This window comes from Hymenobacter radiodurans, assembly GCF_004355185.1.
Classification (GTDB): Bacteria; Bacteroidota; Bacteroidia; order Cytophagales; family Hymenobacteraceae; genus Hymenobacter; species Hymenobacter radiodurans.
This window is the reverse complement of record NZ_CP037922.1, coordinates 1015055-1038109: the sequence shown is the minus strand read 5'-3', so window position 1 is coordinate 1038109 and position 23055 is coordinate 1015055. Positions and strand designations below refer to the sequence as shown.

Sequence of the window (23055 nt, the reverse complement as noted above, 5' to 3'; positions counted from 1 at the left end):
ATTTTTTCGCTAATTCAAAAAAGGGCGTCCGGTATACACCGGACGCCCTTTTGAATACGCAACAGTGAATTGCCGCTTAATCTTACCCGTGAAACTGCGCTTCCTCCGTTGAGCCAACCAATGCGGCCGTGCTGGTTTTGCCCCCCGACACCACATTTTGCACGGCATCGAAGTAGCCCGTTCCCACGAACGCCTGATGTTTAACGGCCTTGAAGCCAGATTTCTGTAAGGCAAATTCCCGCTCCTGGAGTTCGGAGTAGCCAGCCATGCCGCGCTCCCGGTAGGCTTGGGCAAGCTCAAACATGCTGGTGTTCAGCGCATGGAAGCCAGCCAGCGTAATAAATTGAAACTTGTAGCCCAACGCCGCAAGTTCTTCCCGGAAACTCTCCATTTGCTCCACGCTCAGCTTGCTGGCCCAATTGAAGGAAGGTGAACAGTTGTAAGCCAGCAGTTTTCCCGGATACTGCGCATGAATAGCTTCCGCAAACTGCCGCGCTTGTCCCAGATCAGGATGCGACGTTTCCATCCACAGCAGATCGGCATAGGGTGCGTAGGCCAAGCCGCGGGCAATGCACGATTCTACGCCAGGGCGCACGCGGTAAAACCCTTCGTTGGTGCGGCCATCCTCCGTAATTACAAAGGGTTGGTCGCGCTCATCTACGTCGCTGGTGATGAGGTCGGCGGCATCGGCGTCGGTGCGGGCTACTACCAGCGTTGGCACACCCAGCACATCGGCCGCTAGGCGGGCAGCAACCAGTTTATTAATAGCTTCTTGGGTTGGCACCAGAACTTTGCCCCCCAGATGTCCGCATTTCTTCGCCGATGACAGCTGATCCTCGAAGTGCACTCCAGCGGCACCCGCCTCAATCATCATCTTCATCAACTCAAACGCATTGAGGTTGCCCCCAAAACCAGCTTCGGCATCTGCCACGATAGGAACCAGCCAATGCACACTACCCTCACCCGTTAGGTTTTGAATCTGATCAGCGCGGAGCAGCGCATTATTGATGCGTTTTACCACATTGGGCACGCTGTCGGCGGGGTAAAGGCTTTGGTCGGGATACATCTGGCCAGCGCCGTTAGCATCGGCGGCTACCTGCCAGCCGCTGAGATAGATAGCATTTAGCCCAGCCTGTACTTCCTGCACGGCTTGGTTGCCGGTGAGCGCCCCTAGTCCGGCTACATATTCCTCAGAGTGCAAGAGCCGCCACAAACGCTCCGCACCTTGTCGGGCCAACGAGTACTCAATTTTAATAGAGTTTTGCAGCTTCACTACCTCCTCGGCAGTGTAAGGCCGGGTAATGCCTTTCCAGCGTGGATTGGTTGTCCAGTCGTGGTTGATGGCGGCGATGCGTTCGAGCTTGTTCATGGCAGTTTATAGGTTAGAAAGTGGCGATGAGATGGGGCATAGCATGCCCAGGCTACTCAGTAGAGCAGCTTTTTTAGCAATACAAAGCGGAAGTTTGGGCGAGCTTACGCCAACTGTTCGTAGGCGGGCAAAGTCAGAAACTCGGTGAATTCCTGGCTGGTCACGAGGCGGTCGAAGAGGCGGGCAGCTTGCTCATAGTGCCCTTTTGTGAATTGCTCCTCCCCTACTGCCTTACGCATCTGGGCTATCTGATCGGTAATAAGGGAGCGGTACAGTTCCAGCGTAACGGGGCGGCCATCCTGCAATGTGGTGCCGGGCGTGTGTAGCCACTGCCACACCTGCGCCCGCGAGATTTCGGCTGTAGCGGCATCTTCCATCAAATTATAAATCGGCACGCACCCATTGCCCCCCAGCCACGCTTCGAGGTAGCGAATAGCCACATCAATGTTAAGTTGCAAGCCAGCCTCGGTAATGGTGCCTTCGGGCGCCTGCACTAAGTCGGCAGCCGTTACGCGTACGTCTTCCCGCTTGCGCTCTATTTGGTTGGCACCGGGCATCAGCTCATCAAACACCGCCAGTGCTATGGGCACTAGGCCAGGATGCGCCACCCAGGTACCATCGTGGCCATTTTTAGCTTCACGTACTTTATCCTGGCGTACTTTTTCCAGCGCGGCTTCATTGGCCTCCGGGTCGTTCTTGATGGGAATTTGGGCGGCCATACCGCCAATGGCATGCACGCCCCGACGGTGGCAGGTTTGAATAACAAGCTGGGAGTAAGCTGCCATAAAAGGCACCGTCATGGTTACTTGAGCACGGTCGGGCAAACGATAGTTCGGATTCAGACCTAGGCGCTTGATGTAGGAGAAGATATAATCCCAGCGGCCGCAATTCAGGCCAGCCGAGTGCTCGCGCAGTTCATACAGAATCTCGTGTAGCTCGAAGCTAGCGGGCAGCGTCTCGATCAATACGGTTGCTTTGATGCTGCCTTTCGGAATCTTGAGCGACCATTGGGCAATGCCAAACACATCATTCCATAGCCGAGCCTCCAAGTGACTTTCGATTTTGGGCAGGTAGAAATAAGGCCCGCTACCCCGCGCTAGCAGCTCATGGGCATTATGAAAGAAGTACAGGCCAAAGTCAAATAGCGCTGCGCTGATCGGCTCTCCATCCACCAATACATGTTTTTCGAGTAGATGCCAGCCCCGTGGCCGCACAATGAGCGTGGCGACCTCCTCATTCAAGCGGTATTCTTTCGTGGGCGTGCTAAGCGATATAGTCCGGCGCACGGCATCGCGCAGGTTAATTTGCCCCCCGATGACGTTGGACCAGGTAGGCGCGTTTGAGTCTTCCAGATCAGCCATGAACACTTTGGCGCCCGAGTTCAGAGCGTTGATAATCATCTTCCGCTCCACGGGCCCAGTAATTTCTACCCGACGGTCGAGCAGATCGGTGGGCAGGGGCGCTACCGTCCACGGCTTTTCCCTAATCAGACGAGTTTCTGGCAGAAAATCGGGTAAAACACCCGCTGCAAACTCTCGTTGGCGCGCCACCCGACGAGTGAGCAACTCCCGCCGGGTACGGTCGAAGCGGCGGTGCAGCTCTGCCACAAAAGCTAATGCTGAAGGCGTCAGAATCTCAGCAAACTCGGAGTTATAATCGCCCAGCACTTTCACACGCTCAGGGGCCAAATACTTTGGGGCGGATACGACTGTGTGTGGCTCAGAAAAGGTCATGGCTGAAGGTAATTTGGTGAACTTGATAGAGTACTCACCAAACTTACACAAGCGAATTTTATAAAACAAGCGAATATTCGCTAATATTTAGTAATCGCTCATAAAGCGTAGATTTGTCAACCTTCCAACACGCAAATTCAAGGTGACAACAATGATTTCTGTTGCCTTATATGTTTTAATATGCTGAGTCACGGCCAGATAGTACGATTGATTTTTGGGCTAAAGCTGCGCGAATTGCGCCAAGAGCGCGGCCTGACTCCTGCCGAGATGGCCCGCGCCTGCGATGTGTCGGTATCGTATCTCAATGAGATTGAGAAAGGCAAGAAGTATCCGAAAGCTGATAAAATCCTGAGCCTTAGCAAGGCACTGGGTGTGAGCTATGATCAGCTTACATCGCTCACGCTGAGCCGGAAGCTGGAGCCCATTTCGGAGCTGCTCCAGTCAGACTTGCTCAAGGAGTTTCCGCTGGAGATGTTTGGGCTGGACCCCATGCGTATTGTGGAACTAATTGCGGATGCACCGGCCAAAATGAACGCCTTCATCAGCACATTATTTGAGATAGGGCGCAACTACGAAATGCGGCAAGAGCATTTTTTTCTGGCGGCGCTGCGCTCCTACCAGGAGATGCACGACAACTATTTCGAGGAGTTGGAGCAGGACGTCCGCACATTTACCGTGGAGCAAAAGCTCAACGCCGCTGCTCCTTTCGACACAAGCCAATTGGAGCGCGTGTTAACTGATAAATATGGCTATTCACTGGACCGAACGCTGCTGGGTGAATACGCTTCGCTGGGGCGGCTGCGGTCGGTGTTTCAGCCCAAAACCCGTCGATTATTGCTCCGGCCTGGCCTGAGCAGTGCGCAGGAGGCTTTCGTGCTGGGTCGGGAGGTGGCGTTTCACTACCTCAACCTGCGGGAGCGGCCGTATGTGAATGCGAGCTTCCCGGTGCGCTCATTTGATGAAGTACTCAATAATTTCAAAGCCTCTTACTTTGCCGGGGCGCTCTTGATGGAGGAAGAAGCATTGGTACGAGACCTGCAAAAGCTGTTTGAAGCCACCAAATGGGATGAAAACCAATGGCTGGGCCTGCTGACCAAGTACAATGTATCGCCGGAGATGTTCATGCAGCGCCTCACCAATCTGCTCCCGCGGCATTTTGGCCTTCAAAGCCTGTTTTTCCTCCGTTTTGATCAGACAGATGCTGCTGCGCCTTACGAGCTGACTAAGGAACTGCACCTCTCCCGCCTGCACAATCCTCACGGCAACGAGTTGCATGAGCACTACTGCCGGCGCTGGATTTCGTTGCGCCTGCTGGCCGAGCTGCGTCTGCAGGCGAAGCCAGGTGCACCCACTATAGCCATTGGCGCTCAGCGTTCCCGCTACTATGGTACCGAGAACGAGTATATCTGCCTGACGCTGGCTCGGGCGTCGACTGCTACCGAACCGGCCGTAAGCGTAACAGTTGGGCTACTCTGCGATGAAAATCTGAAGCGTAAAGTTCGGTTTATCGACGACCCGGCCATTCCGCTGCGCATCGTGAACGAAACCTGTGAGCGGTGCCCCATTCCTGACTGCGAAGTGCGCTCGGCCCCACCCGTGGAAATTGAGCGGCAGCAACGGCAACAGCAACTCGCTGAAGCTGTAGCCGCGCTGGTGCACGGCGCGTAAAAGAGAATAATGCCTAAAGCTTAATTCGATGCCCACTACTTCCGCAAAAGAACAATTTGACCGCCAAGCAATCCACTACAATGCACAGTGGAACTCCTGGACGGCCTCTTCGCTGGACTGGCTGCTGGCGCAGGCCGCATGCCAGCCCACCGATACAGTACTGGATGTGGCCACCGGTACGGGCTTCACGGCCCTAGCGTTTGCCCCCCACGTGCAGTCGGTGGTAGGAGTAGACGTCTCATCAGGGATGCTGGCGCAGGCACAGCAGAACCAAGTTGCCCGCGGCCTTACGAATGTGCGCTGGCAGGAAGGTGCGGCGGAAGCGCTGCCTTTTCCGGCCGCCAGATTCTCCGTGGTTACGTGTCGGATTGCGCCCCACCATTTCCAGTCCGTACCGGCTTTTTTAGCTGAAGTTAATCGGGTGTTGATGCCTGGGGGACGTTTTTTGCTGGCTGACACGACTATTCCCGACAATGACCCCGCAACGGGCCAATGGCAGAACCGTGTGGAAGCCATCCGCGACCCATCACACGCCCGCAATCTGGCTCCGAGCGAGTGGCAGCAGGCGTTGACCAATGCTGGCCTTACGGTGCAGGCAATGACTTTAGCTAGCAGCACTATACCTATGTCGCTGAACGACTGGCTGGAGAAAGCGGGCTGTGTGAACGAGCCAGCCGCTGCTGTGCGAAAGGCCTTTGCGGAAGCGCCGGCCGCAGCTGTAGAGGCGTTTCAGATTCGGGTAGCACCGCCCGATGATTATACTTTTGTGTGGCAGCGCCTCGTTGCGAAAGCAGAAAAGCTTGGCTAACTGCCCATGCTTGTACGCATTAGTTGATACCCATTAGGTTTGAATAAAGTAGCTTCTTCCCACTCCTCACTACGGCGCTGGCGCTGGCTGGGGGGCTTTTTATTGGTCATCATTTTAGTGTTGGGTGGCGCAGGGCTAGTTGCAGCCTGGCGCGTGTGGTGGAAACCCAACATGGCCGTTTCACCTTTCGGGCCCGCTTATTTATACATCCGAACGGGCTCCTCGTTTCAGGCGGTACTCGACTCTATTCAGCGGCAAGAGCTACTCATTGATACGGAGACTTTTGCTTGGCTGGCCGAGCATCGGGAGTATCCGCGGCAGGTAAAACCAGGCCGCTACCGGCTGGAGTTTGGCCTTGGCAATGCGGCCTTGCTCGATAAGCTGATGAATGGCCAGCAGGATACGGTAGCTTTTGAGCTGAACGCGTTCAAATACAAGCCGCAGCTAGTAGGTCAAATTGCCCCCCAGATAGAAGCCGACTCGGCAAAGCTGCGTGCTTTGTTACAGGACAACAGCTTTCTACGTCGCCGCTATCAACTCGACACCACGACGGTATTGACCATGTTTTTGCCTGGCCCCTACCGCTTCCTGTGGAATACTTCAGCCGAGCAGTTCTTAGATTCGGCGGCGGCCGTGCATCGTCGCTTTTGGACACCTGAGCGCCAGAAACGAGCTGACTCTTTAAAGCTTTCACCCGTGGAGGTGCACGTGCTGGCAAGCATCGTGCAGCGTGAAACGGCCAAGCCGGAGGATAAGCCCATTATTGCGGGCGTGTATCTCAACCGGCTGCGCCAAGGCATGCGCCTACAGGCCGACCCGACGCTGCTGTGGGCCATTGGTAACTTTGGCGTGCGCCGTGTGCTCAATAAGGACAAATTGGTGGATTCGCCCTACAACACCTACAAGCGCAAAGGTTTGCCTCCTGGCCCTATCACTTCAGCCAATCGACAGAGTTTGAATGCTGTGCTCAAGCCCACCGCGCACGGTTACCTTTTCTTCTGCGCCCGCCCCGACTTTAGCGGTTACTCTGATTTCGCCGCCACCTACGCCGAACACCGCCGCAACGCCCGCCGCTACCAACGCACGCTCGACAGCTTAAAGATTCGGCGGTAGATTATCTGAAGATCGTAATCACTAGAATCACACTCCTAACGGTCATGCAGAGCGGAGCGAAGCATCTCGCGCGCTGACGCAGGATTAGTAATCCCACTAAACACGCGAGATGCTTCGCTCCGCTCTGCATGACGGCCTTTAAATAATTAGCTTCTCACTATCTATTCAATCAAGCTTAATCAGCCGCAGTTGAAAGGAGTCGCGGGCGGCGGCTTGCTGGCTGGCTAGCGTTTGGTGATACGTTAAGCCAGTATATTCGGAATGTTCTAGGAAAAGCAAAGGTGAGGTGAGCTGTAACTCGCGCCAAGCCGCTACCACTGGCTGGCGACGCAATGCTTCAAACCGATGAACGCCCGCTACGCGCCAATAAGCATCTAGCAGCACATACTGGTGACCTTGTTGGCGCAACGCCAGCAATTGGTTTTCATCGGTAATAACAGCTACTGGCACTGGCGCAACGAAGGGTGCCGCGCCCTGCCCTATCGTACTGATCAGCGTATCAACTCGTTGGTGCTGTAGCCACGCGGCCACCTGCGGATAATTGGTGGGGGTATATGCATACACCTCCCGTTCAATGCGGTACAAATTGAACCCTATCGCCAGCGCCACCAATACGCCCAACATGCTACCAGAAACCAGTCGACGCAGGCTAAGAAAGGCCAGGGCATAGAGCACGCCGTAAGCCAGCAGGAGCCCGCGGGGGCTTTTATAAGCACCGACATGCCTGCCAGAAAGCAGTAGCCCCACACGGCTAGGTAGCGCACCAGATTCGGCTGCCGCAGCTGCTGAAACAGCTCGCGCCGCCACAGCACCGGCGTAATCAGCAGCGTCAGCAGCACCAGCGGCGACTCAAAATCGCGCAGGAAGTAAATGTAGTAGAGCAGATCGAAGCGAAAGATGCCGACGTTGCCGGCCAAATTAGGCTCGCCACGCATAATGAGGCCGTAATACACCGCTGGCCATTGGCGCTGCAAGGGCAACTCCACCAGCCAGCTCACCAAGCCCAGCACCACAAAGGGCGCAGCCAAAACTGCCAATACTCGCCATGCATTCCCGCGCCGAAGCAGCAAGCCATCGGCGGCCAGCAACTCGAAGGCAACCAAAATCGGAACGGTAAATAAAAAGCGGTAATTAAAGCTGATTCCCAGCATAAGCCAGATACTTGCGCGCAGCAGGCTTTGGCGGTTGGGCGTTTGCAAACGACGATAATATGCCCGTAGCAAGCCGGCAAACAGTAGCAGATTGCCGGAGTTCATGGTGAAGTCGCGGCCAGAGAAAGTCAGGAATACGGATGTGCCAATAAACAGCACTAAGCCAGCCGTTTGCCAAGCCGATAACCGAGCTTCGCGCCCCACAAAGGCGGCTAGGTTGCCCACTGCCGCCACGGCCAATAAGGCATTCGCGTATTGTAAAATATGAAAATTGCCCCCCAGCCAGACTAAAGGCGCGAAAACCAGATAAAACAGCGGAGCGCCCTGATGAAATAAATGCGTAAGGTTGCCCGACGCTACTTCCTGTACGGTTTGCCAATTATATACCGAGTCATAATCGGGCAAGGCGGCACCGGCCAGTCCGTACAGCCGCACGGCCGCTATCACCAGTAAAGCCAGGAAAAGTAGCCACGAACGCTGATTCAAGGACGCCGAACGGTTAGCGATGAGCGGCCCAAATCAGGCCCTTTCATTTGAGAAGGCAAGATTAAGGGTTTACTTGCTTATCAGTTGCGACTCGGGGCGTATTGCCTCTTTCTTAATTCAAAAATTCAGATGCGTGTAGTAGTGCAGCGGGTGCAGGAGGCCCGCGTGGTAGTGGCGGGCCGAACAGTAGGGGAAATAGGGCCAGGGCTGCTGGTGCTGGCCGGATTTGCCCCCCACGATGATACAAAGTCCCTCGATTGGATGGCGCGTAAACTTGTGCAACTGCGCATTTTCTCCGACGAGGAAGGCAAGATGAATCGTAGCGTGCAGGACATTGGGGGGCAAATATTAGTGGTCAGCCAATTTACGCTGCTCGCCGATGCCCGCAAAGGCAACCGCCCCAGCTACATAGGCGCCGCCCCGCCTCCACTGGCCGACGCGCTGTATCAGCAGTTTGTGCGGCAAGTGGAAGGCCTGTTAGGTCAGCCTGTGCCCACCGGCGAGTTTGGGGCGGATATGCAGGTAAGTTTGCTCAACGATGGACCCGTAACGCTCGTGCTCGATTCGCCCCCGAGCTAATTAAACTTAACCTTTCTTTCCCCTTATGACCATCGAAGAAGCCCAACAAACCGTCGATACCTGGATTCAGACTACGGGCGTGCGCTATTTCAACGAGCTGACCAATATGGCCATGCTCACCGAGGAAGTGGGCGAAGTGGCCCGCATCATTGCGCGGCAATACGGCGAGCAATCGTTTAAAGAATCCGACAAAGACAAAGTATTGGCCGACGAGCTGGCCGATGTACTGTTCGTGGTGATTTGCCTAGCAAATCAAACCGGCGTCAATCTGACTGAAGCGCTAGCGAAGAATCTGGAGAAGAAAACAAATCGCGACGCCACGCGTCACCACGACAACGAGAAGCTGCGTTAGTGACAGACTATAAAAGCGAGAAGCCATGCACCTGTAGTGCATGGCTTCTCGCTTTTATAGTCTGCGAAATTGAAGTTTCGCGTTATAAGGCTACGATTCGGTCTTCTTGCCAGATAGGGACAATATTGTACTTATCAAGGCGAATGCAGAATTCCATATCCTGATTCACTTCCAAACTATTGAGGCGGCGGACGTGGGACGATTGCAGCAGATAGCCCGCGAGGTCCGGTTTAGCGAGCTGCCACAGATGCTGCGCGGCCAGGGTCGCGTCGCTGCTGCTGGTATCGAAGTCGTCAGCTAAGCGTTCGGCCAAAGCGCCACCGTAAAGGGTGTCTTCTAAGTTGAACATGCCTTTCCACCCGGCGCATACCACTACTACGTCTTTGTTCTGCTGGCGTAGAAATTGGGCTACTGCTTCCAGATTCAAAAAGGCTCCCAGTACCACCGCATCGGCGCTCAAGGAAAGATGAATGGCACGGGTGCCGTTGGTCGTCGTAATCGCTACGGCCCGCTCACCTACTGACACCTTGCCATCGAGATAACCAAAAGGGGAATTGCCTAAATCTACGCCATCGGCTTGTACGCCATCACGCTCGGCAGCGGTCAGGTAGCCTTGGGGGGCAAATTCGCGGCATTCAGCCAACTCCGCTACGGGTATAATATGCGTAACGCCCGCCGCCAGCGCCGTAACCATAGAGGATGTAGCGCGCAAAATATCGACCACCACGGCCACCTTCCCCCGCAGATTATATAGCGACAGTAGCTCAGGCGAAAAACAAACGTCGAGAGTGGGCATTGCTATTTATCAATAAATTAGAACGTCATGCCGAGCGGTAGCGCAGCATGACGTTCATATACAGCACAGATTTTTACTCCTCGGTGCCTTTTACAAAAGGTAGCTTCACCACGGTAGCAGGCAGGTTTTTACCGCGTACTTGTACAAACACCTTACTGCCGGGCGTGCTGAACTCCGTTTTTACATATCCTAAGCCAACACCTTTGCCCAATGAAGGCGACTGCGTGCCAGAGGTCACGTCCCCGATCTTATTGCCAGCCTCGTCTACCAGCTCATAGTGGCTGCGCGGAATGCCGCCGCTATCCATCAGAAAGCCGACCAGCTTACGGCTCACGCCCTGCTCTTTCTGTTTTTTGAGGTTTTCGGCGTTGGTGAAGTTTTTGGTAAACTTGGTTACCCAACCTAAACCCGCTTCCAAGGGCGAAGTAGCGTCGTCGATGTCGTTGCCGTAGAGGCAATAGCCCATTTCGAGGCGGAGTGTGTCGCGGGCACCGAGGCCGATGGGCTTTATGCCGAATTCTTTGCCGGCAGCCATGATTTTCTCCCACACGTCGCGGGCGCTTTCATTGGGCACATACAGCTCAAAGCCGCCCGCGCCGGTGTAGCCGGTGGCCGAGATAATGACATTAGAAGCACCGGCAAACGTGCCCTGCACGAAAGAGTAGTACGGAATGCTGCTCAGATCAACATCGGTCAGACTTTGCAGCGCAGCCGCCGCTTTGGGGCCTTGCACGGCAAACAGGCTGATTTGGTCCGAGATGTTTTCCATCTCTACACCTTCGGTGTTGTGCTGGCTGATCCAGTTCCAGTCTTTGTCAATGTTGGAGGCGTTTACTACCAGCAGGTAATCGTTCTCCGCCAGGCGATACACGAGCAAATCATCCACAATACCGCCTTCGTTATTCGGCAAGCACGCATATTGAGCTTTGCCGTCCACGAGCTTGCTGGCGTCGTTGCTGGTCACGCGCTGAATCAGGTCAAGTGCTTTAGGGCCGCGCACCCGGAATTCGCCCATGTGCGACACATCGAAAATACCGACGGCCCGACGCACCGTGTGGTGCTCGTCGAGGTCGGAAGAGTAGCGCACGGGCATGTTGTAGCCCGCGAAGGGCACCATTTTGGCCCCCAGCTGCTGGTGTACGTCGTTGAGGGTAACGGTTTTGAGGTCTTCGGCCATCGGTAAATAAGTAGAGGTACGAGGGTGGGTTCTGGGGGGCAAAACTAGCCAATTCTATCGGCTGGGCTGCGTACGTGCGTCCACTACCTTTGAGTTATTATAGCCAGAGTGCCCAACGCGTGAACAAAGACCCTGTTTTTCTCGTTGGTCGGGGCGCATCTGTATGGAAAGTCTGCATCAGCCCAGTGAGACTTTGGCATTTCATGGGCAAGGTTTCTATGCATGAAGATTTAAAACAGGACTTTGAAATGGCGCAGGTTCGGCACCTGCTGTTTAAGTCAAAGCTCCGCTCCGCCCTCTATGGCAGCGGCACCGATGAGGCACCCATACGCGATGCGCAAGTTTGCGCGCTCGGTGTCTGGATTCGGGAGCGGGCTTTAATAACCTATGCCCATCTGCCCGAAAGCCGCGAGCTAGACAAAGTGCATCAGCAGATTCATCAGGAAGCCAACCGCCTACTTGATTTGCACCAACAGGGCAAGGTGGAGCAAGCCATTGCCGGCCTGACCTCCGTACAAGGCTACGTCGACGAAATTACGCGCCTGCTACGTACCATGGAGCAGAAATTGCGCGCCGAAAGCCCAGGTCTGGGCCGGTAGTTCCTCTTGTTACCGCCCCGCATGAAGCTCAAGCTTTCTACCAAACTCTTCGCCGGCTTTCTGGCCATCTCCGTTTTGTTTGCCGCAGTGGTAATTATCAATTATCAGCTGTCGCGCAAAGTGCTGCGCAACTCGTTGCGGGTAGAAGAGTCGCAGCTGCGGACGGAAGAAGCCACCACGCTGCTCCGCAATATTATTGACATGGAAACGGGCTTTCGCGGCTATATGCTGGTGGGCAATGAGGCCATGCTGGAGCCTTACCATATGGGCGAGCGCAACCTGCTAGGCCGATTTGTGAATCTGCGCCAACAAATGCCCCTCGACAGCCCCCAGCGCGGACGCCTAGAGCGGGCCCAGCGCTTATTTCAACAGTGGGCGTCTTACTCCCACTTAATGATCAGTGAGAAGCGCGAGGCGTTGCGCCGCAACCCCGATCAGGTGGCCTTGGAAGGCCTAGAGCACAGATTGCTGGCGGAAGGCCTGACGGGCAAGCTGCTCATGGACCAGATTCGAGCCTTGTTTAATGGGTTCGAAGCCGATGAACTGGCGGCCCGCTTGGAGCGCCGCGACAAGCTCACCGATAGTATTCAGCAGACGCGCATGCTGTCTATCTCGCTCACCATCATTGCCATTACCATGGGCATTGTGTGGGCTACCTATATCACCCGGCTGCTGGCTCAGCGCATTGCCATGATGCTGGACTTGTCGCGGCGCGTGGCGGGGGGCGATTATCAGACCCAGCTGAAGGACACCGACCAAGATGAGCTGAGCGAGCTGGTAACCTCGCTCAATATGATGTCGCGCACCATCGGTTCTACCATCACGCAGCTGGAGCGGCGCAACAACGAGCTGGACCAATTTGCCTACGTCGTATCTCACGATTTGAAAGCGCCGTTGCGTGGCATTGAAAGCGCTTCCCGCTGGATTGAGGAAGATCTGGGACAGGAACTGCCCGATCATATCCGCGAGTTCTTGCAGCTTATGCGGACTCGCGTGCACCGCATGGAAAACCTGATCAGCGGAATTCTGGAGCTAGCCCGCGTAGGCCGCACGACTCAGGCTCAGGAGCGTGTAAACGTGCGGGAGCTGCTCACCGAAATTGTTGACTCTTTGGCTCCACCGGATGGGTTTACAGTTGATTTGCCAAGTTATCTGCCTACGCTTATTACCAACCGGGTACAGTTACAACAGGTATTTACCAACCTCATCAGCAACGCCTTCAAATACCACGATCATCCCGAAACGGGCACCGTCCGCATTGGCTGCCGCGAAGACCGCCAACAATACACCTTCTCCATTGCCGACGATGGGCCGGGCATCGATCCGGAGTACCATGAGCGGATATTTGTGATTTTTCAAACCCTCACTGACCGCGACACGCTGGAGAGCACTGGCGTAGGGCTGGCTATCGTAAAAAAGATAGTGGAGCGCCAGGGAGGCACTATCAAGGTAGAATCGGCGGAAGGTCAGGGGGCAATTTTTACGTTTACGTGGCCCAAATTGGCCGTACCCGAAACAGGCCGCGCTATCGAAACTGGCATTCGGACAGCCTAATTTGCCCCCCAGTCGTATAGGGAGCCAGAAACGAGTCTGTTTTACCGCTTTAGTTTCTGTGTTCTATGTCGCTCGAAACCACTACTACCCCCAGTATCCTGCTCGTTGAAGACGACCAGATGGACGTCATGAATGTGCAGCGTGAACTGCGTAAGCATGATATCGACGTGCCGCTTCACTTAGCTCGTAACGGCCGTGAGGCGCTTAATTTGCTGCGCGGCGAAAATGGCCAGGACAAAATTACCAAGCCCAACGTGGTGATGCTCGACATTAATATGCCACGCATGAACGGCTTGGAGCTGCTCGAAACGCTCCGCTCCGATCCCGAATTCGTGGGCTTGAACGTGTTCATTATGACCACCTCCGACCTCGAAGCCGACCGGCTCAAAGCCAGCGAGCTGGCCGTAAGCGGCTACATTGTAAAGCCCCTGAGCTTTGACAAATTTGGGGAAGGCGCTACTACGGTTGATGGATTCAGCCTTTTTCTGGATTTGCTGCAGATGAAGAGCTAGAACTTCAGTTTTTGTTTCAGACTGCTAAATCAATTGCCCTACAATAGCCGGAAGCCCATTCGATGATGCTCCGTGGGCCCGTATTTTCGGATGGCGTCGCGGTGCGTTTTGGTGGGGTAGCCCGCATTTTGCTCCCAACCATACTCCGGAAACTCTGCCGCTAGGGTCCGCATTCGCTCATCTCGAAACGTTTTGGCTAGCACCGAAGCGGCGGCTATGCTGGCATAGCGCCCATCGCCGCCCACAAAACACGTATGCTCAATACTTGGGTAGGCCCGAAACCGGTTGCCATCCACAATCAGATGCGTAGGTACCATTGGAAGCGCTGCTACTGCCCGATGCATGGCTAAATAGCTGGCCTGCGCAATATTAATACTGGCAATTTCCGCTGGTGAAGCTTCAGCTACCGCCCACGCCACCGCCCCCGCGCATATTTCCGCCTTTACTAGTTCGCGGCGACGGGCCGTCATCTGTTTAGAGTCGTTGAGGAATGCGGAGGTGAAGCTGGGGGGCAAAATTACCGCCGCCGCAAACACCGGCCCGGCCAGACAGCCCCGGCCAGCTTCGTCGAGGCCCGCTTCGAGCGGCTCGTGCGTGTGAGAAATGAGAAGCATAGTAGCCGCGAAAGTAAGAACCCAACGTTGGTTGTGGCATTCAGGCCCACAGAAAAGGCTTTCCCTACGGCCAGTAGCGCCGCGGGGAAAGCCTTTTTAGATACTCATTTATGTTTCTGCCGCAGGGCAGATAAGTTTATTTATGGTCGCCGGCGTTGCTACCGATTACGGGAGCATCATTTTCGCCACGCCGGAAACCTTGGCTATCGCGTGGGCCTTCGTCGAGGGCTTCATCTTCGTCAGTGGTAATATACTCGTTGGTGAGTGGGCCGAGGCCACCGGTTTTCTGGGCCAGTTCGGCTTCTGCTTGCGCGTGTTTGAGGTTGAAAAGCGGGTCGCCGGGCTGGGGCTGAGCTGCTTGCTTTTTGGGTTGGTTAGCCATAAAAATATAGGGGACCGCCCGGGATGTAAGCGGGCGATTATATACTTGGTACGCGCATCCCCTACGCGAGGTTAGTGCACGATTACGGCCACCCGGCTAGCTGGCTTTTAAATACAAAAAAGCCCATTGCATTATGCAATGGGCTTTTTTGTGCGTCGATGGTTTATTGTTATTCACCCTACTCCTAGGTCCGATCGGCGCCCCACGGGAAGATTCTTCCTTTCCACAACCTCCCCCCGCAGGTACTTATAATATTGATGCAAAAGTATTATCCATCAGCCATTTAACCCAAATATTTTGGATCAACTCCGGCTACTGCTCGTCCAACCGGCTCTTTCCCCCGATAGACTTCATGCTTGGTCCCTCTTAGGGCCTTGTCTTACCTTTGCGCTCCTATACGTTGTATTTATTCTACCCCATGTCGCACTCCGCATCTTCCGACTTCGATCCAAATCATAATCCCTGGCAAGTAATAAGCACCGCGCTGCAGTACCAGAATCCGTGGATTACGGTTCGGGAGGACCAGGTAATTAACCCGGGGGCGGCCGGGGAATTTATGGGGTAGTAAGCATGAAAAACAAAGCCATCGGTATTATCCCGGTGGATGCGGAAGGCAATACCTGGCTGGTGGGCCAATACCGCTACACCTTGAATGAGTACTCCTGGGAAATACCAATGGGTGGCGGACCAATTGAGCTGGATGTGCTGGAATCGGCGCAGCGGGAGTTGCGCGAAGAGACCGGCCTGCTTGCTAAGCGCTGGACTACTATCTCGCGTATTCATACTTCCAACTCAGTTACGGATGAGGAAGGCTTCATTTTTCTGGCTGAAGACTTGGAGCAGGGCGAGGTAGAGCCGGAGGAAACCGAAGATCTGCGGCTGTGGAAGCTACCCTTGGCCGAAGCCATCCAGATGGTGATGGACGACCGCATCACCGATGCCATCAGCGTAGCTGGCTTGCTTAAAGCCGAGAAAGTACTGGCCAGTAGAAAGTAGGTCGCGAAAGTCCGTACTTGAGGTTACATGCTGAATACGGTAGTTTTCTCGTTAACGCTTGGCTAGGAACTATTTCCCTGATTAGCTCGGTAATCCGCGTGGGCAAAGGGGAGTAAACTTGCTCTCGTTCTCCTAAAAAGAAGCTTACCTCCGCGCTTCTAACTCCTATCTCCTAAATTTGCGCTATGCGTGACCTGCTGCGTTTTCTCGGACATCGGCTTTACACTACCTGGAGTACGTTTTGGTTTGTGATGCCCTTCGTGGTTACGTACCCGGCACAGTGGGTGCTGGGGCGGCGGCCTGCTTGGTACCGGCACCTGCACACGTTTAATCGGAGCTGGTCTATCATTTCGATACGGATGTGGGGTATGCCTGTGGAGGTAGTGCGCAAAAACCAATTGCCCCCCAGCCAGCCGTGTGTGTACGTGGCCAACCATAGCTCTTATATCGACATTCCGATGCTGTTCAAAGCTATTCCTGGCTTTCTGAACATCGTGGGTAAAAGCTCATTGGCCAAAGTGCCGTTCTGGGGGCCATTATTTGGGCGCGTGTATATCACTGTAAACCGGGAGAGTGCGTTGAGCCGGGGGCGAGCTATTGTGCACGCTCGCAACGGGCTGGCACAGGGCCGCTCGGTCGTTATTTTTCCGGAGGGCACAATCTCAAAGAAGCCCGGCGAGGAAATGCTGCCCTTTAAAGACGGCGCATTTCAGCTCGCTATCAGCGCAGGCGTTCCTATTGTACCCGTCTCGATGCCCCTTAATCATCGTTTTCTGCCTGACTTGGATGGAGAACTACGGGTGCGCTATTCGCCCTTGCGCATTGTTCTTCACGACCCGATTCCAACGCATGGCATGACGCTAGCTGACGTAGAAACGCTCAAGCAGCGCGCATTCGCTATTATTGCTAGCGAGTTTCACCCCGATGCAGCTGGCCTGCCAGAACCTTCGCCCCGACCGTTTTTGCGCTCCGGTAAATCGGAAGCAACTAAAAAAGCCCCCCAGCAGGCTACTACCTCAGGGCCGAATACTGATAATACGCTAACGAACGGCAACGCCGAGCTTAGCCTTCCCAATTCATAAGTATCCCTCTTAATTTCTTTCTATAGTGAGTACTGATCTTGCCACCCTACGCAAACTTGCCCATCTGGCCCGCCTTGAGTTTGACGCTACTAAGGAGCAGGAAATGCTCGGTGACCTCAATAAAATTCTGGATTGGGTAGCTGAACTGCGCGAACTCGACACCACCGATGTGGAGCCTTTAGTGCATTTATCTCAGGAAATCAACGTATTGCGACCCGACGAAGCACAGAACACCATCAATCATCAGGATGGGCTGCGCAACGCCCCGCGCAAAGATTCGGATTACTTCCGCGTTCCAAAAGTGTTGGAATAACCGTTGGTGCCTACTCCCCTTGCTTTGCCGCCCGCTCCGCGCCGGCGTGTTGCCCTGCTACTTCTAGGTTTAGTGGCATTGCTGGCCGTTGGCCTAGCCTTGTTTCATTACTTCACCGGCTCTGAGCGGACGCTGCCCGTAGTTACGGTGCCTCAACTCACGGCCGTACCCACCACGCTCGCGCCACTCAAAATTGGCCTCGACGAGCTAGCCCTACGGCTTAACGGCTACCTGGTCACGCAGACGTATGATGTAGCGGGGCCATATATTCAGCCCGAGGCAGCTATGGCCTGGCTGGGTCTGCTGGCGGTTTGTCTCGTATATTTTCTGGCGGTAGTCAGTACCCTGGCCCGCCCGGCCTTCGTTGTGGGCATGGCGCTGGTTATCTTCCTGCTCATGTCGCTCAATGCCGATTTACTCGGTGTGTTCGACTCCTTGCAACAGTATTTCCTAGTACTGGCATTGGCGATGCTAGGGCTACCGGCTTTTGCTTTTCACGCCTTCTGGCCCGCTGCCTCGCTTGGGCAGCGGCTGCTCACGTTTGCGGTATTGGTAGGCGCGCTGAGCGCCATTCTACTTCTACAAAGCAACTTCTCACCTGCTTTCACTGCCTTGCATCTGACTAGCTACGCGACCATTAGTGGAGCAGTGGCTTTTGCTTTGCTGGTACTGTGGGTGGCCTTCGAGAATATTCACGGGCTATTGTGGCTGAATACGCAGGCTGAAAACCCGGGTAGCCGGTTTGGCTTGTTACCATTTGTGCTGGCTAGCGTGCTTTATCTAGGCACCCTGCTTCTGTATTATCTGAACGACGGCGAACTTATGATTCTGCCCAACGTCCGTTTGGAGCCCTACTTGCTACTACTGCCAGCAGTGCTGGTGGGCTGGCTGGGGCTGCGGCGTCGGGCGGCTACCTACGGCACTTGGGTTGGCTACTGGCCCGGCGCCGCGCATATTTATCTGGTGCTGGTGGCGCTGGCGGCCGGCAGCCTAGGCTATGCGCTTGCTACGGCTAATGACCCGCTTATCACTGCTGGTCGCGACTTCACGGCTTTGACCCTGCTGACCTGTGGGGGGGCTTTTTTGCTGTATATCTTACTCAATTTTGCCCCTCTTATCCGGCAGCGGCTGCGCGTGTACCGCGTAGTGTACGAGCCGCGTCGGCTGCCTTTTTACACCGTCTATATCATTGGTATTGGGGCATTGGGGATTGTGTCGATGCGCAATAACTTCTATGTGCTTGATCAGGTACGAGCGGCTTTCTACAATAACCTTGGCGACTTGAGTCGGCTGCAAAGCGAAGAACAGCCTACCAACGATGGTTTGGCCCTTTTATCGGAGCGCTATTACGCTGAGAGCGATGTGTACGACCGCTTCAACCATCGCGCTAGCTTGGGCCGGGCGGCGCTCTATCGGTTTCGGAGCCAACGTCAGAATGAAATTAATGCTCTTCGTCGGGCCTTGAGCCGTGCGCCTTCGGAGAAAATCTCCCTGCGGTTAGCCGCTTTATTCAACGAGCCTACCGACTTCTTCGACCGTCAGAAAACGTTGCAGGAAGGCATCAAAAATGCCCCCCAGAGTGCACGTTTGGCAAACGACCTGGCACAACTATACTCCCGCTCCGCCCTCACCGACTCCGTCTTGTTTTATCAGCAGCGAGCTGCGGCGCTGTCTCCCGATAATGCCGTTGTGCGAGCCAACCAGTTGGCCTTTTTGGTGCAAAATCAAGAACTGAAAGCGGCGCAGGACTTTTTGCGAGAAAATGCCCCCCAGACCGATGATGTGGCTTTGCAAAGCAATACGCTCCTTTTGGCCCGCCTTACCGGCGACAAGGAAAGTACCCCAACATCTGCCGATACTGCTCAGGACCTAAGCGCTGCTGAGTTTGGTCGTCTTTACCATATGGGCCTTCGCCGACTCGCCGCCCGCGATATGGCGCTGCTCCCCGCTCTCACTCAGGCAAATAGTCGTCCGGGTAATAGTGCCTATTCTGAGCAACTCACATTTCTGCGCGCTTTAACGCAATACTATGGTGGCCGACCGGTAGCGGCACAGGCTACGCTGCTTCCCTTGGTTATTGGCAACTCACCCAGCGCAGCCTATTACCAGCAAGTGCGGGCTATGTGGCTGCTGGACCAAGGGCTTTACGCTACAGCAGCAGCCTATTTTGCGGAGGCTGCCCGAAATGGATTTACCGAGGCCGCGCTCCCACGCGCCTACGCATTCGCTTTAGCCGGTCAGCCTGATTCGGCCCAAGCACAAGCTGCCGTGGCCGCCCGCGACCCAAATCCTACATTAGCTCGGCAGGGCCAACGGTTACGAAACATTCTTGCGCTGGATTTTGCCACCCAATACCCGTCGGCTTCTGACTCTTTAAAAGCTCAGTATATCATACTGCGCAGCGCAGTTCCAAATGCTGATCATCTGAGTTTGCTGGGCGCCGCCGAAGCTATTGCTGATCCTAAGGCGCGGCAGGCAGCTTTGCTAGCTCAACTGCCACGCGTATTAGCCTCAGGCAACTCAGAATCAGTGCGCGCAGCTTTACAGCGACACGCACCTTCGCCGACCACTAAAAATGAAGTAGCCTCTGACTGGAATGTGCTGCGCGGCAAGTTTTACGTGCAAGCCAAGCAGCCTGCCGACCTTCGCCAATTGGTAAGCACAGCTTATTTTGCCCCCCAGCACCAGCCGCACCGGCTTTATTTTCAGGCTGCCCTCGCCAACAAGCCCACCGATGCTGCACGTCTTTATGCGAAGCTTGCGCAGGAAGCACCTTTCCTGACAGAAGGAGTGTTGGCCGCCGCCGATTTCCATGCCCGCCAGCAGAATTATGCCGCAGCATACGATGTACTGCTCAAAGGACTGGACTACAACCCGGAATCAACGCCGTTGCTACAGGCCTATGTGATAGGGGCTGTACAGGCAGGATTGGAGGCCTATGCCAAGGAACCTCTCGAGAAATTGCGCACATTGCTCGCACCAGCGGAATATGTTACCTTTCGTAGTAAATACGAGGCGCAGCGGGCCGCTCAGGCCGCTGCTCTTGCTCCTTGGAACTAACCTGGCCTGCTGCACATGCTACCTCCTGTTATTGAAACTACTGGCATCTCCAAAATCTATCAAATGGGTGCCGAGCGTATTCACGCGCTCCGGTCCGTTACGATTAGCATTCAGCGGGGCGAGTACGTAGCGTTTATGGGTCCTTCGGGCTCTGGCAAGTCGACGCTCATGAACATCGTCGGCTGTCTTGATACGCCCACCGATGGCACGTATATTCTTAATGGCCAAGATGTAAGCCGGATGTCGGATAACGAGCTGGCTGAAGTACGCAATAAGGAAATAGGCTTCGTTTTTCAGACGTTTAACCTGCTGCCCCGCGCCAGCTCTCTGGATAATGTGGCCCTGCCGCTCATTTATGCTGGCTACAATAAGCGCGACCGGGAAGAAAAAGCCATGGAATCACTGCGCAGTGTGGGCCTCGATACCCGGGCTAAGCACCGGCCTAATGAGCTATCGGGTGGTCAACGGCAACGGGTAGCTATTGCTCGTGCTTTGGTTAATAACCCTAGTATTCTGCTGGCCGACGAACCAACGGGTAACCTCGACACCAAAACCAGCCACGAAATCATGGACCTCTTTGAGGCGCTGTACGCCAAAGGGCACACCATTATCATGGTGACGCACGAAGAGGACATTGCCCACTACGCACACCGCATCGTGCGTCTGCGCGATGGACTGGTGGAGTCGGATGTAGAGAATACCGAAATTGCCACCCACGCTAACCAGCTAACAATGAACAAGTAGCGATAAGCAAGTAACTTTTTGCCCCCCGGTACTCTTATAAGGGCATTACTTGTTGCGCTATTGTTGATTGACCAAGCATGAAGATTTATACCAAAACCGGCGATAAAGGGCTTACCTCTCTTATCGGCGGCACCCGCGTTTCCAAGGCTAGCCTACGCATTGAAAGCTACGGCACCGTGGATGAGCTCAATTCCTATATCGGCTTGGTTCGTGATCAGGAAATAAATGCCCCCCGCCGCGACTTGCTCAAGGAAATCCAGGACCGCCTGTTCACCATCGGCGCTTCACTCGCCTCCGACCCTGAGAAGTCGAAGATGAAGATCCCTGATTTGCACGAGGAAGATGTGTTGCTGTTGGAAAGCGAGATGGACCGGATGAATGAGGAGTTGCCCGAGCTACGCGCCTTCATTCTGCCCGGCGGCCATGTAGCGGTGTCGTATGCCCACGTAGCGCGCTGCGTGTGTCGGCGCGCCGAGCGCTTGGTGATTCATCTAAGTGAAGAATCGTTTGTGGCTGAGCTGGTCGTTATATACCTGAATCGGCTGTCTGACTATCTATTCGTACTCAGTCGGAAGATGGCCCAAGAGCTTGGCTCTGAAGAAGTAACCTGGAAAGCACGGCTGTAACCGCGTGAAATTATCTGGGGGGCAATTGTAGTTAGCTTACTCGCCCAACCCTATTCTTGTCTGCCTGCTACGCCTCCCCGATCGTGGCTTGATCTTCGTTTATCTTTGCACCCCGAGCGGCGGCAACTGCCCACCCCAGTCCGCCGTTTGATACCTTACCCACCCACCCTTTCTATTACTCACCCTATGCTTGATACCTTGACCATTCGGACCCAGCGTACCACAGCTTCTCGCCTGTCGAACCTCGATGCCAGTACGCTCGAGTTCGGTAAGATTTTCTCCGACCACATGTTCGCGGTCGACTACCACGACGGCGAGTGGCAGGAACCGCAGATCGTGCCCTACGGCGACATGGCTGTCAGCCCCGCCAACTCGGCCCTACACTATGGGCAGGCAATTTTTGAGGGCATGAAAGCGTACAAAAATGCTGATGGCGAGGTAGCATTGTTTCGTCCCCTCGACAACTTTCACCGTCTGAATGCCTCAGCCGAGCGCATGTGCATGCCTACTATTCCCGAGGAGCTATTCATGCAGGGCCTCACCCAGCTCGTGCGCCTCGACTCTGCCTGGATTCCTGATGGCCCTGGCAGTGCGCTCTATATCCGGCCGTTTATGTTTGCCACAGATGGGTTTGTGGGGGTTCGGCCCTCTAATTCCTACCGCTTCATGATTTTTACCTGCCCTGTGGGTTTGTATTATAATAAGCCGCTGCGGGTTCGGTTTGAAGAGAAGTTCGTTCGCTCGGCCGAAGGTGGTGCGGGCTATGCTAAAGCAGCCGGCAACTACGGAGCCTCCATGTTGCCCACCAAAAAGGCTAACCAAGAAGGTTATCAGCAACTGCTGTGGACCGATGCCTCAGAGCATCGTTACGTAGAAGAATCGGGTACGATGAACGTAATGTTTGTCATTGATGGCCGCATCATTACGCCGGCCCTCAGTACCTCTATTCTGGACGGTATCACCCGCAAAAGCGTGCTGCAGATAGCCCGCGACTGGAATCTACCAGTAGAAGAGCGTAAGATTTCTATTGACGAGATTTTGAAAGCCCAGGCCGAAGGCACGTTGCAGGAAGCATTTGGTGTAGGCACAGCGGCCACTATTGCCCCCATTGCAACCATTGGCTACCGCAATCAAGACTACGATTTGCCCCCCACCGGCCCCGAGTCCATCTCCAAGCGGGTTTCCAAGGCGCTGGATGCCATTCGCAACGGCCAGGCGGCCGATACCCACGGCTGGATGGTAAGCGTATAATACACTGGTCAGGTAGTTACAGCTTATTCATAAAGCGGTCAGTCTATAACAAGGCTGACCGCTTTATTTTGCGGACCTTTGCCGCTTTCA

The 23055-nt window shown here is 54.8% G+C and carries 22 protein-coding genes and 1 pseudogene; 15 read left to right on the top strand and 8 right to left on the bottom strand.

Translation table 11 applies throughout. From position 1 onward, the window contains the following. Positions 1-82 precede the first annotated feature (82 nt). The gene (aceA, locus tag EPD59_RS05640; RefSeq protein WP_133271938.1) at positions 83-1369 is read right to left on the bottom strand and encodes an isocitrate lyase; all 1287 of its coding nucleotides are present in this window, start codon (positions 1367-1369) and stop codon (positions 83-85) included. Between the two features lie 104 nt (positions 1370-1473). Beyond that, positions 1474-3102: a malate synthase A gene (gene aceB, locus EPD59_RS05635; RefSeq protein ID WP_133271937.1), complete on the bottom strand. Its 1629-nt coding sequence runs from the start codon at positions 3100-3102 to the stop codon at positions 1474-1476. Between the two features lie 180 nt (positions 3103-3282). Between aceB and EPD59_RS05630 the strand changes: the two genes are divergently transcribed. Genes EPD59_RS05630 through mltG form a run of 3 tightly spaced genes read left to right on the top strand, consistent with a single transcriptional unit; the run spans position 3283 to position 6691 of the window. After that, positions 3283-4770 carry a helix-turn-helix domain-containing protein gene (locus tag EPD59_RS05630; RefSeq protein ID WP_133271936.1) on the top strand — a complete coding sequence of 496 codons (1488 nt, stop codon included), beginning with the start codon at positions 3283-3285 and terminating at the stop codon, positions 4768-4770. Positions 4771-4798: 28 nt separating this feature from the next. Then, on the top strand, positions 4799-5578 hold the full coding sequence (locus EPD59_RS05625; protein ID WP_133271935.1) for a class I SAM-dependent methyltransferase: 780 nt from the start codon (positions 4799-4801) through the stop codon (positions 5576-5578). 39 nt (positions 5579-5617) lie between these two features. After that, positions 5618-6691, top strand: coding sequence for an endolytic transglycosylase MltG (gene mltG / locus EPD59_RS05620; RefSeq protein WP_133271934.1), 1074 nt, complete (start codon positions 5618-5620; stop codon positions 6689-6691). Between the two features lie 165 nt (positions 6692-6856). Here mltG and EPD59_RS05615 read toward each other — a convergent pair whose 3' ends face one another. Both EPD59_RS05615 and EPD59_RS05610 read right to left on the bottom strand, forming a co-directional pair. Beyond that, positions 6857-7315 (bottom strand): hypothetical protein, encoded by a 459-nt coding sequence (locus tag EPD59_RS05615; RefSeq protein ID WP_133271933.1) that lies wholly within the window; start codon positions 7313-7315, stop codon positions 6857-6859. Continuing rightward, entirely contained in the window at positions 7285-8328 is a 1044-nt protein-coding gene (locus EPD59_RS05610) for a hypothetical protein (protein ID WP_133271932.1), read from the bottom strand. The genes EPD59_RS05615 and EPD59_RS05610 overlap by 31 nt, the downstream gene beginning before the upstream one ends. Positions 8329-8457: 129 nt before the next feature. Between EPD59_RS05610 and dtd the strand changes: the two genes are divergently transcribed. Together dtd and EPD59_RS05600 are read left to right on the top strand one after the other, a co-directional pair. After that, positions 8458-8907, top strand: a complete 450-nt coding sequence (dtd, locus tag EPD59_RS05605; RefSeq protein WP_133271931.1) for a D-aminoacyl-tRNA deacylase — start codon at positions 8458-8460, stop codon at positions 8905-8907. A 25-nt stretch (positions 8908-8932) separates the two neighbouring features. Beyond that, positions 8933-9259 (top strand): nucleotide pyrophosphohydrolase, encoded by a 327-nt coding sequence (locus EPD59_RS05600; protein ID WP_133271930.1) that lies wholly within the window; start codon positions 8933-8935, stop codon positions 9257-9259. 82 nt (positions 9260-9341) lie between these two features. On the opposite strand, the gene EPD59_RS05595 is transcribed toward EPD59_RS05600, so the two are convergent. Beyond that, complete coding sequence (locus EPD59_RS05595) at positions 9342-10055, bottom strand: 2-phosphosulfolactate phosphatase (RefSeq protein WP_133271929.1); 714 nt, start codon at positions 10053-10055, stop codon at positions 9342-9344. Between the two features lie 73 nt (positions 10056-10128). Then, the gene (gene gcvT, locus EPD59_RS05590) at positions 10129-11232 is read right to left on the bottom strand and encodes a glycine cleavage system aminomethyltransferase GcvT (protein WP_133271928.1); all 1104 of its coding nucleotides are present in this window, start codon (positions 11230-11232) and stop codon (positions 10129-10131) included. Between the two features lie 218 nt (positions 11233-11450). Between gcvT and EPD59_RS05585 the strand changes: the two genes are divergently transcribed. From EPD59_RS05585 to EPD59_RS05575, 3 genes are all read left to right on the top strand, one after another. Further along, on the top strand, positions 11451-11831 hold the full coding sequence (locus EPD59_RS05585) for a CZB domain-containing protein (RefSeq protein WP_165963487.1): 381 nt from the start codon (positions 11451-11453) through the stop codon (positions 11829-11831). Between the two features lie 21 nt (positions 11832-11852). Beyond that, the gene (locus EPD59_RS05580; RefSeq protein WP_133271926.1) at positions 11853-13385 is read left to right on the top strand and encodes a sensor histidine kinase; all 1533 of its coding nucleotides are present in this window, start codon (positions 11853-11855) and stop codon (positions 13383-13385) included. Positions 13386-13450: 65 nt separating this feature from the next. Next, positions 13451-13897, top strand: coding sequence for a response regulator (locus EPD59_RS05575; RefSeq protein ID WP_133271925.1), 447 nt, complete (start codon positions 13451-13453; stop codon positions 13895-13897). A 38-nt stretch (positions 13898-13935) separates the two neighbouring features. Here the strand turns inward: EPD59_RS05575 and EPD59_RS05570 are convergent, their stop codons facing one another. Next, complete coding sequence (locus EPD59_RS05570; RefSeq protein ID WP_133271924.1) at positions 13936-14511, bottom strand: ribonuclease HII; 576 nt, start codon at positions 14509-14511, stop codon at positions 13936-13938. Positions 14512-14647: 136 nt separating this feature from the next. Continuing rightward, the gene (locus EPD59_RS05565) at positions 14648-14893 is read right to left on the bottom strand and encodes a hypothetical protein (RefSeq protein ID WP_133271923.1); all 246 of its coding nucleotides are present in this window, start codon (positions 14891-14893) and stop codon (positions 14648-14650) included. Positions 14894-15311: 418 nt separating this feature from the next. On the opposite strand from EPD59_RS05565, the pseudogene EPD59_RS05560 reads away from it, so the two are divergent. The 7 genes and pseudogenes from EPD59_RS05560 to EPD59_RS05530 all read left to right on the top strand — a co-directional run bounded on the left by EPD59_RS05560 (position 15312) and on the right by EPD59_RS05530 (position 22965). Then, a pseudogene (locus EPD59_RS05560) lies at positions 15312-15889 on the top strand (NUDIX domain-containing protein). A 185-nt stretch (positions 15890-16074) separates the two neighbouring features. Further along, the gene (locus EPD59_RS05555; RefSeq protein ID WP_240731631.1) at positions 16075-16971 is read left to right on the top strand and encodes a lysophospholipid acyltransferase family protein; all 897 of its coding nucleotides are present in this window, start codon (positions 16075-16077) and stop codon (positions 16969-16971) included. A gap of 25 nt (positions 16972-16996) precedes the next feature. Then, positions 16997-17284, top strand: coding sequence for an Asp-tRNA(Asn)/Glu-tRNA(Gln) amidotransferase subunit GatC (gene gatC / locus EPD59_RS05550; RefSeq protein ID WP_133271922.1), 288 nt, complete (start codon positions 16997-16999; stop codon positions 17282-17284). Positions 17285-17290: 6 nt separating this feature from the next. After that, complete coding sequence (locus EPD59_RS05545) at positions 17291-20344, top strand: tetratricopeptide repeat protein (RefSeq protein WP_133271921.1); 3054 nt, start codon at positions 17291-17293, stop codon at positions 20342-20344. A gap of 15 nt (positions 20345-20359) precedes the next feature. Next, on the top strand, positions 20360-21088 hold the full coding sequence (locus tag EPD59_RS05540; protein ID WP_133271920.1) for an ABC transporter ATP-binding protein: 729 nt from the start codon (positions 20360-20362) through the stop codon (positions 21086-21088). A 77-nt stretch (positions 21089-21165) separates the two neighbouring features. Beyond that, positions 21166-21714 (top strand): cob(I)yrinic acid a,c-diamide adenosyltransferase, encoded by a 549-nt coding sequence (locus EPD59_RS05535; protein ID WP_133271919.1) that lies wholly within the window; start codon positions 21166-21168, stop codon positions 21712-21714. 186 nt (positions 21715-21900) lie between these two features. Continuing rightward, a complete protein-coding gene (locus EPD59_RS05530; protein ID WP_133271918.1) occupies positions 21901-22965 on the top strand; it encodes a branched-chain amino acid aminotransferase in 1065 nt (354 codons plus the stop codon). Positions 22966-23055: the final 90 nt, after the last annotated feature.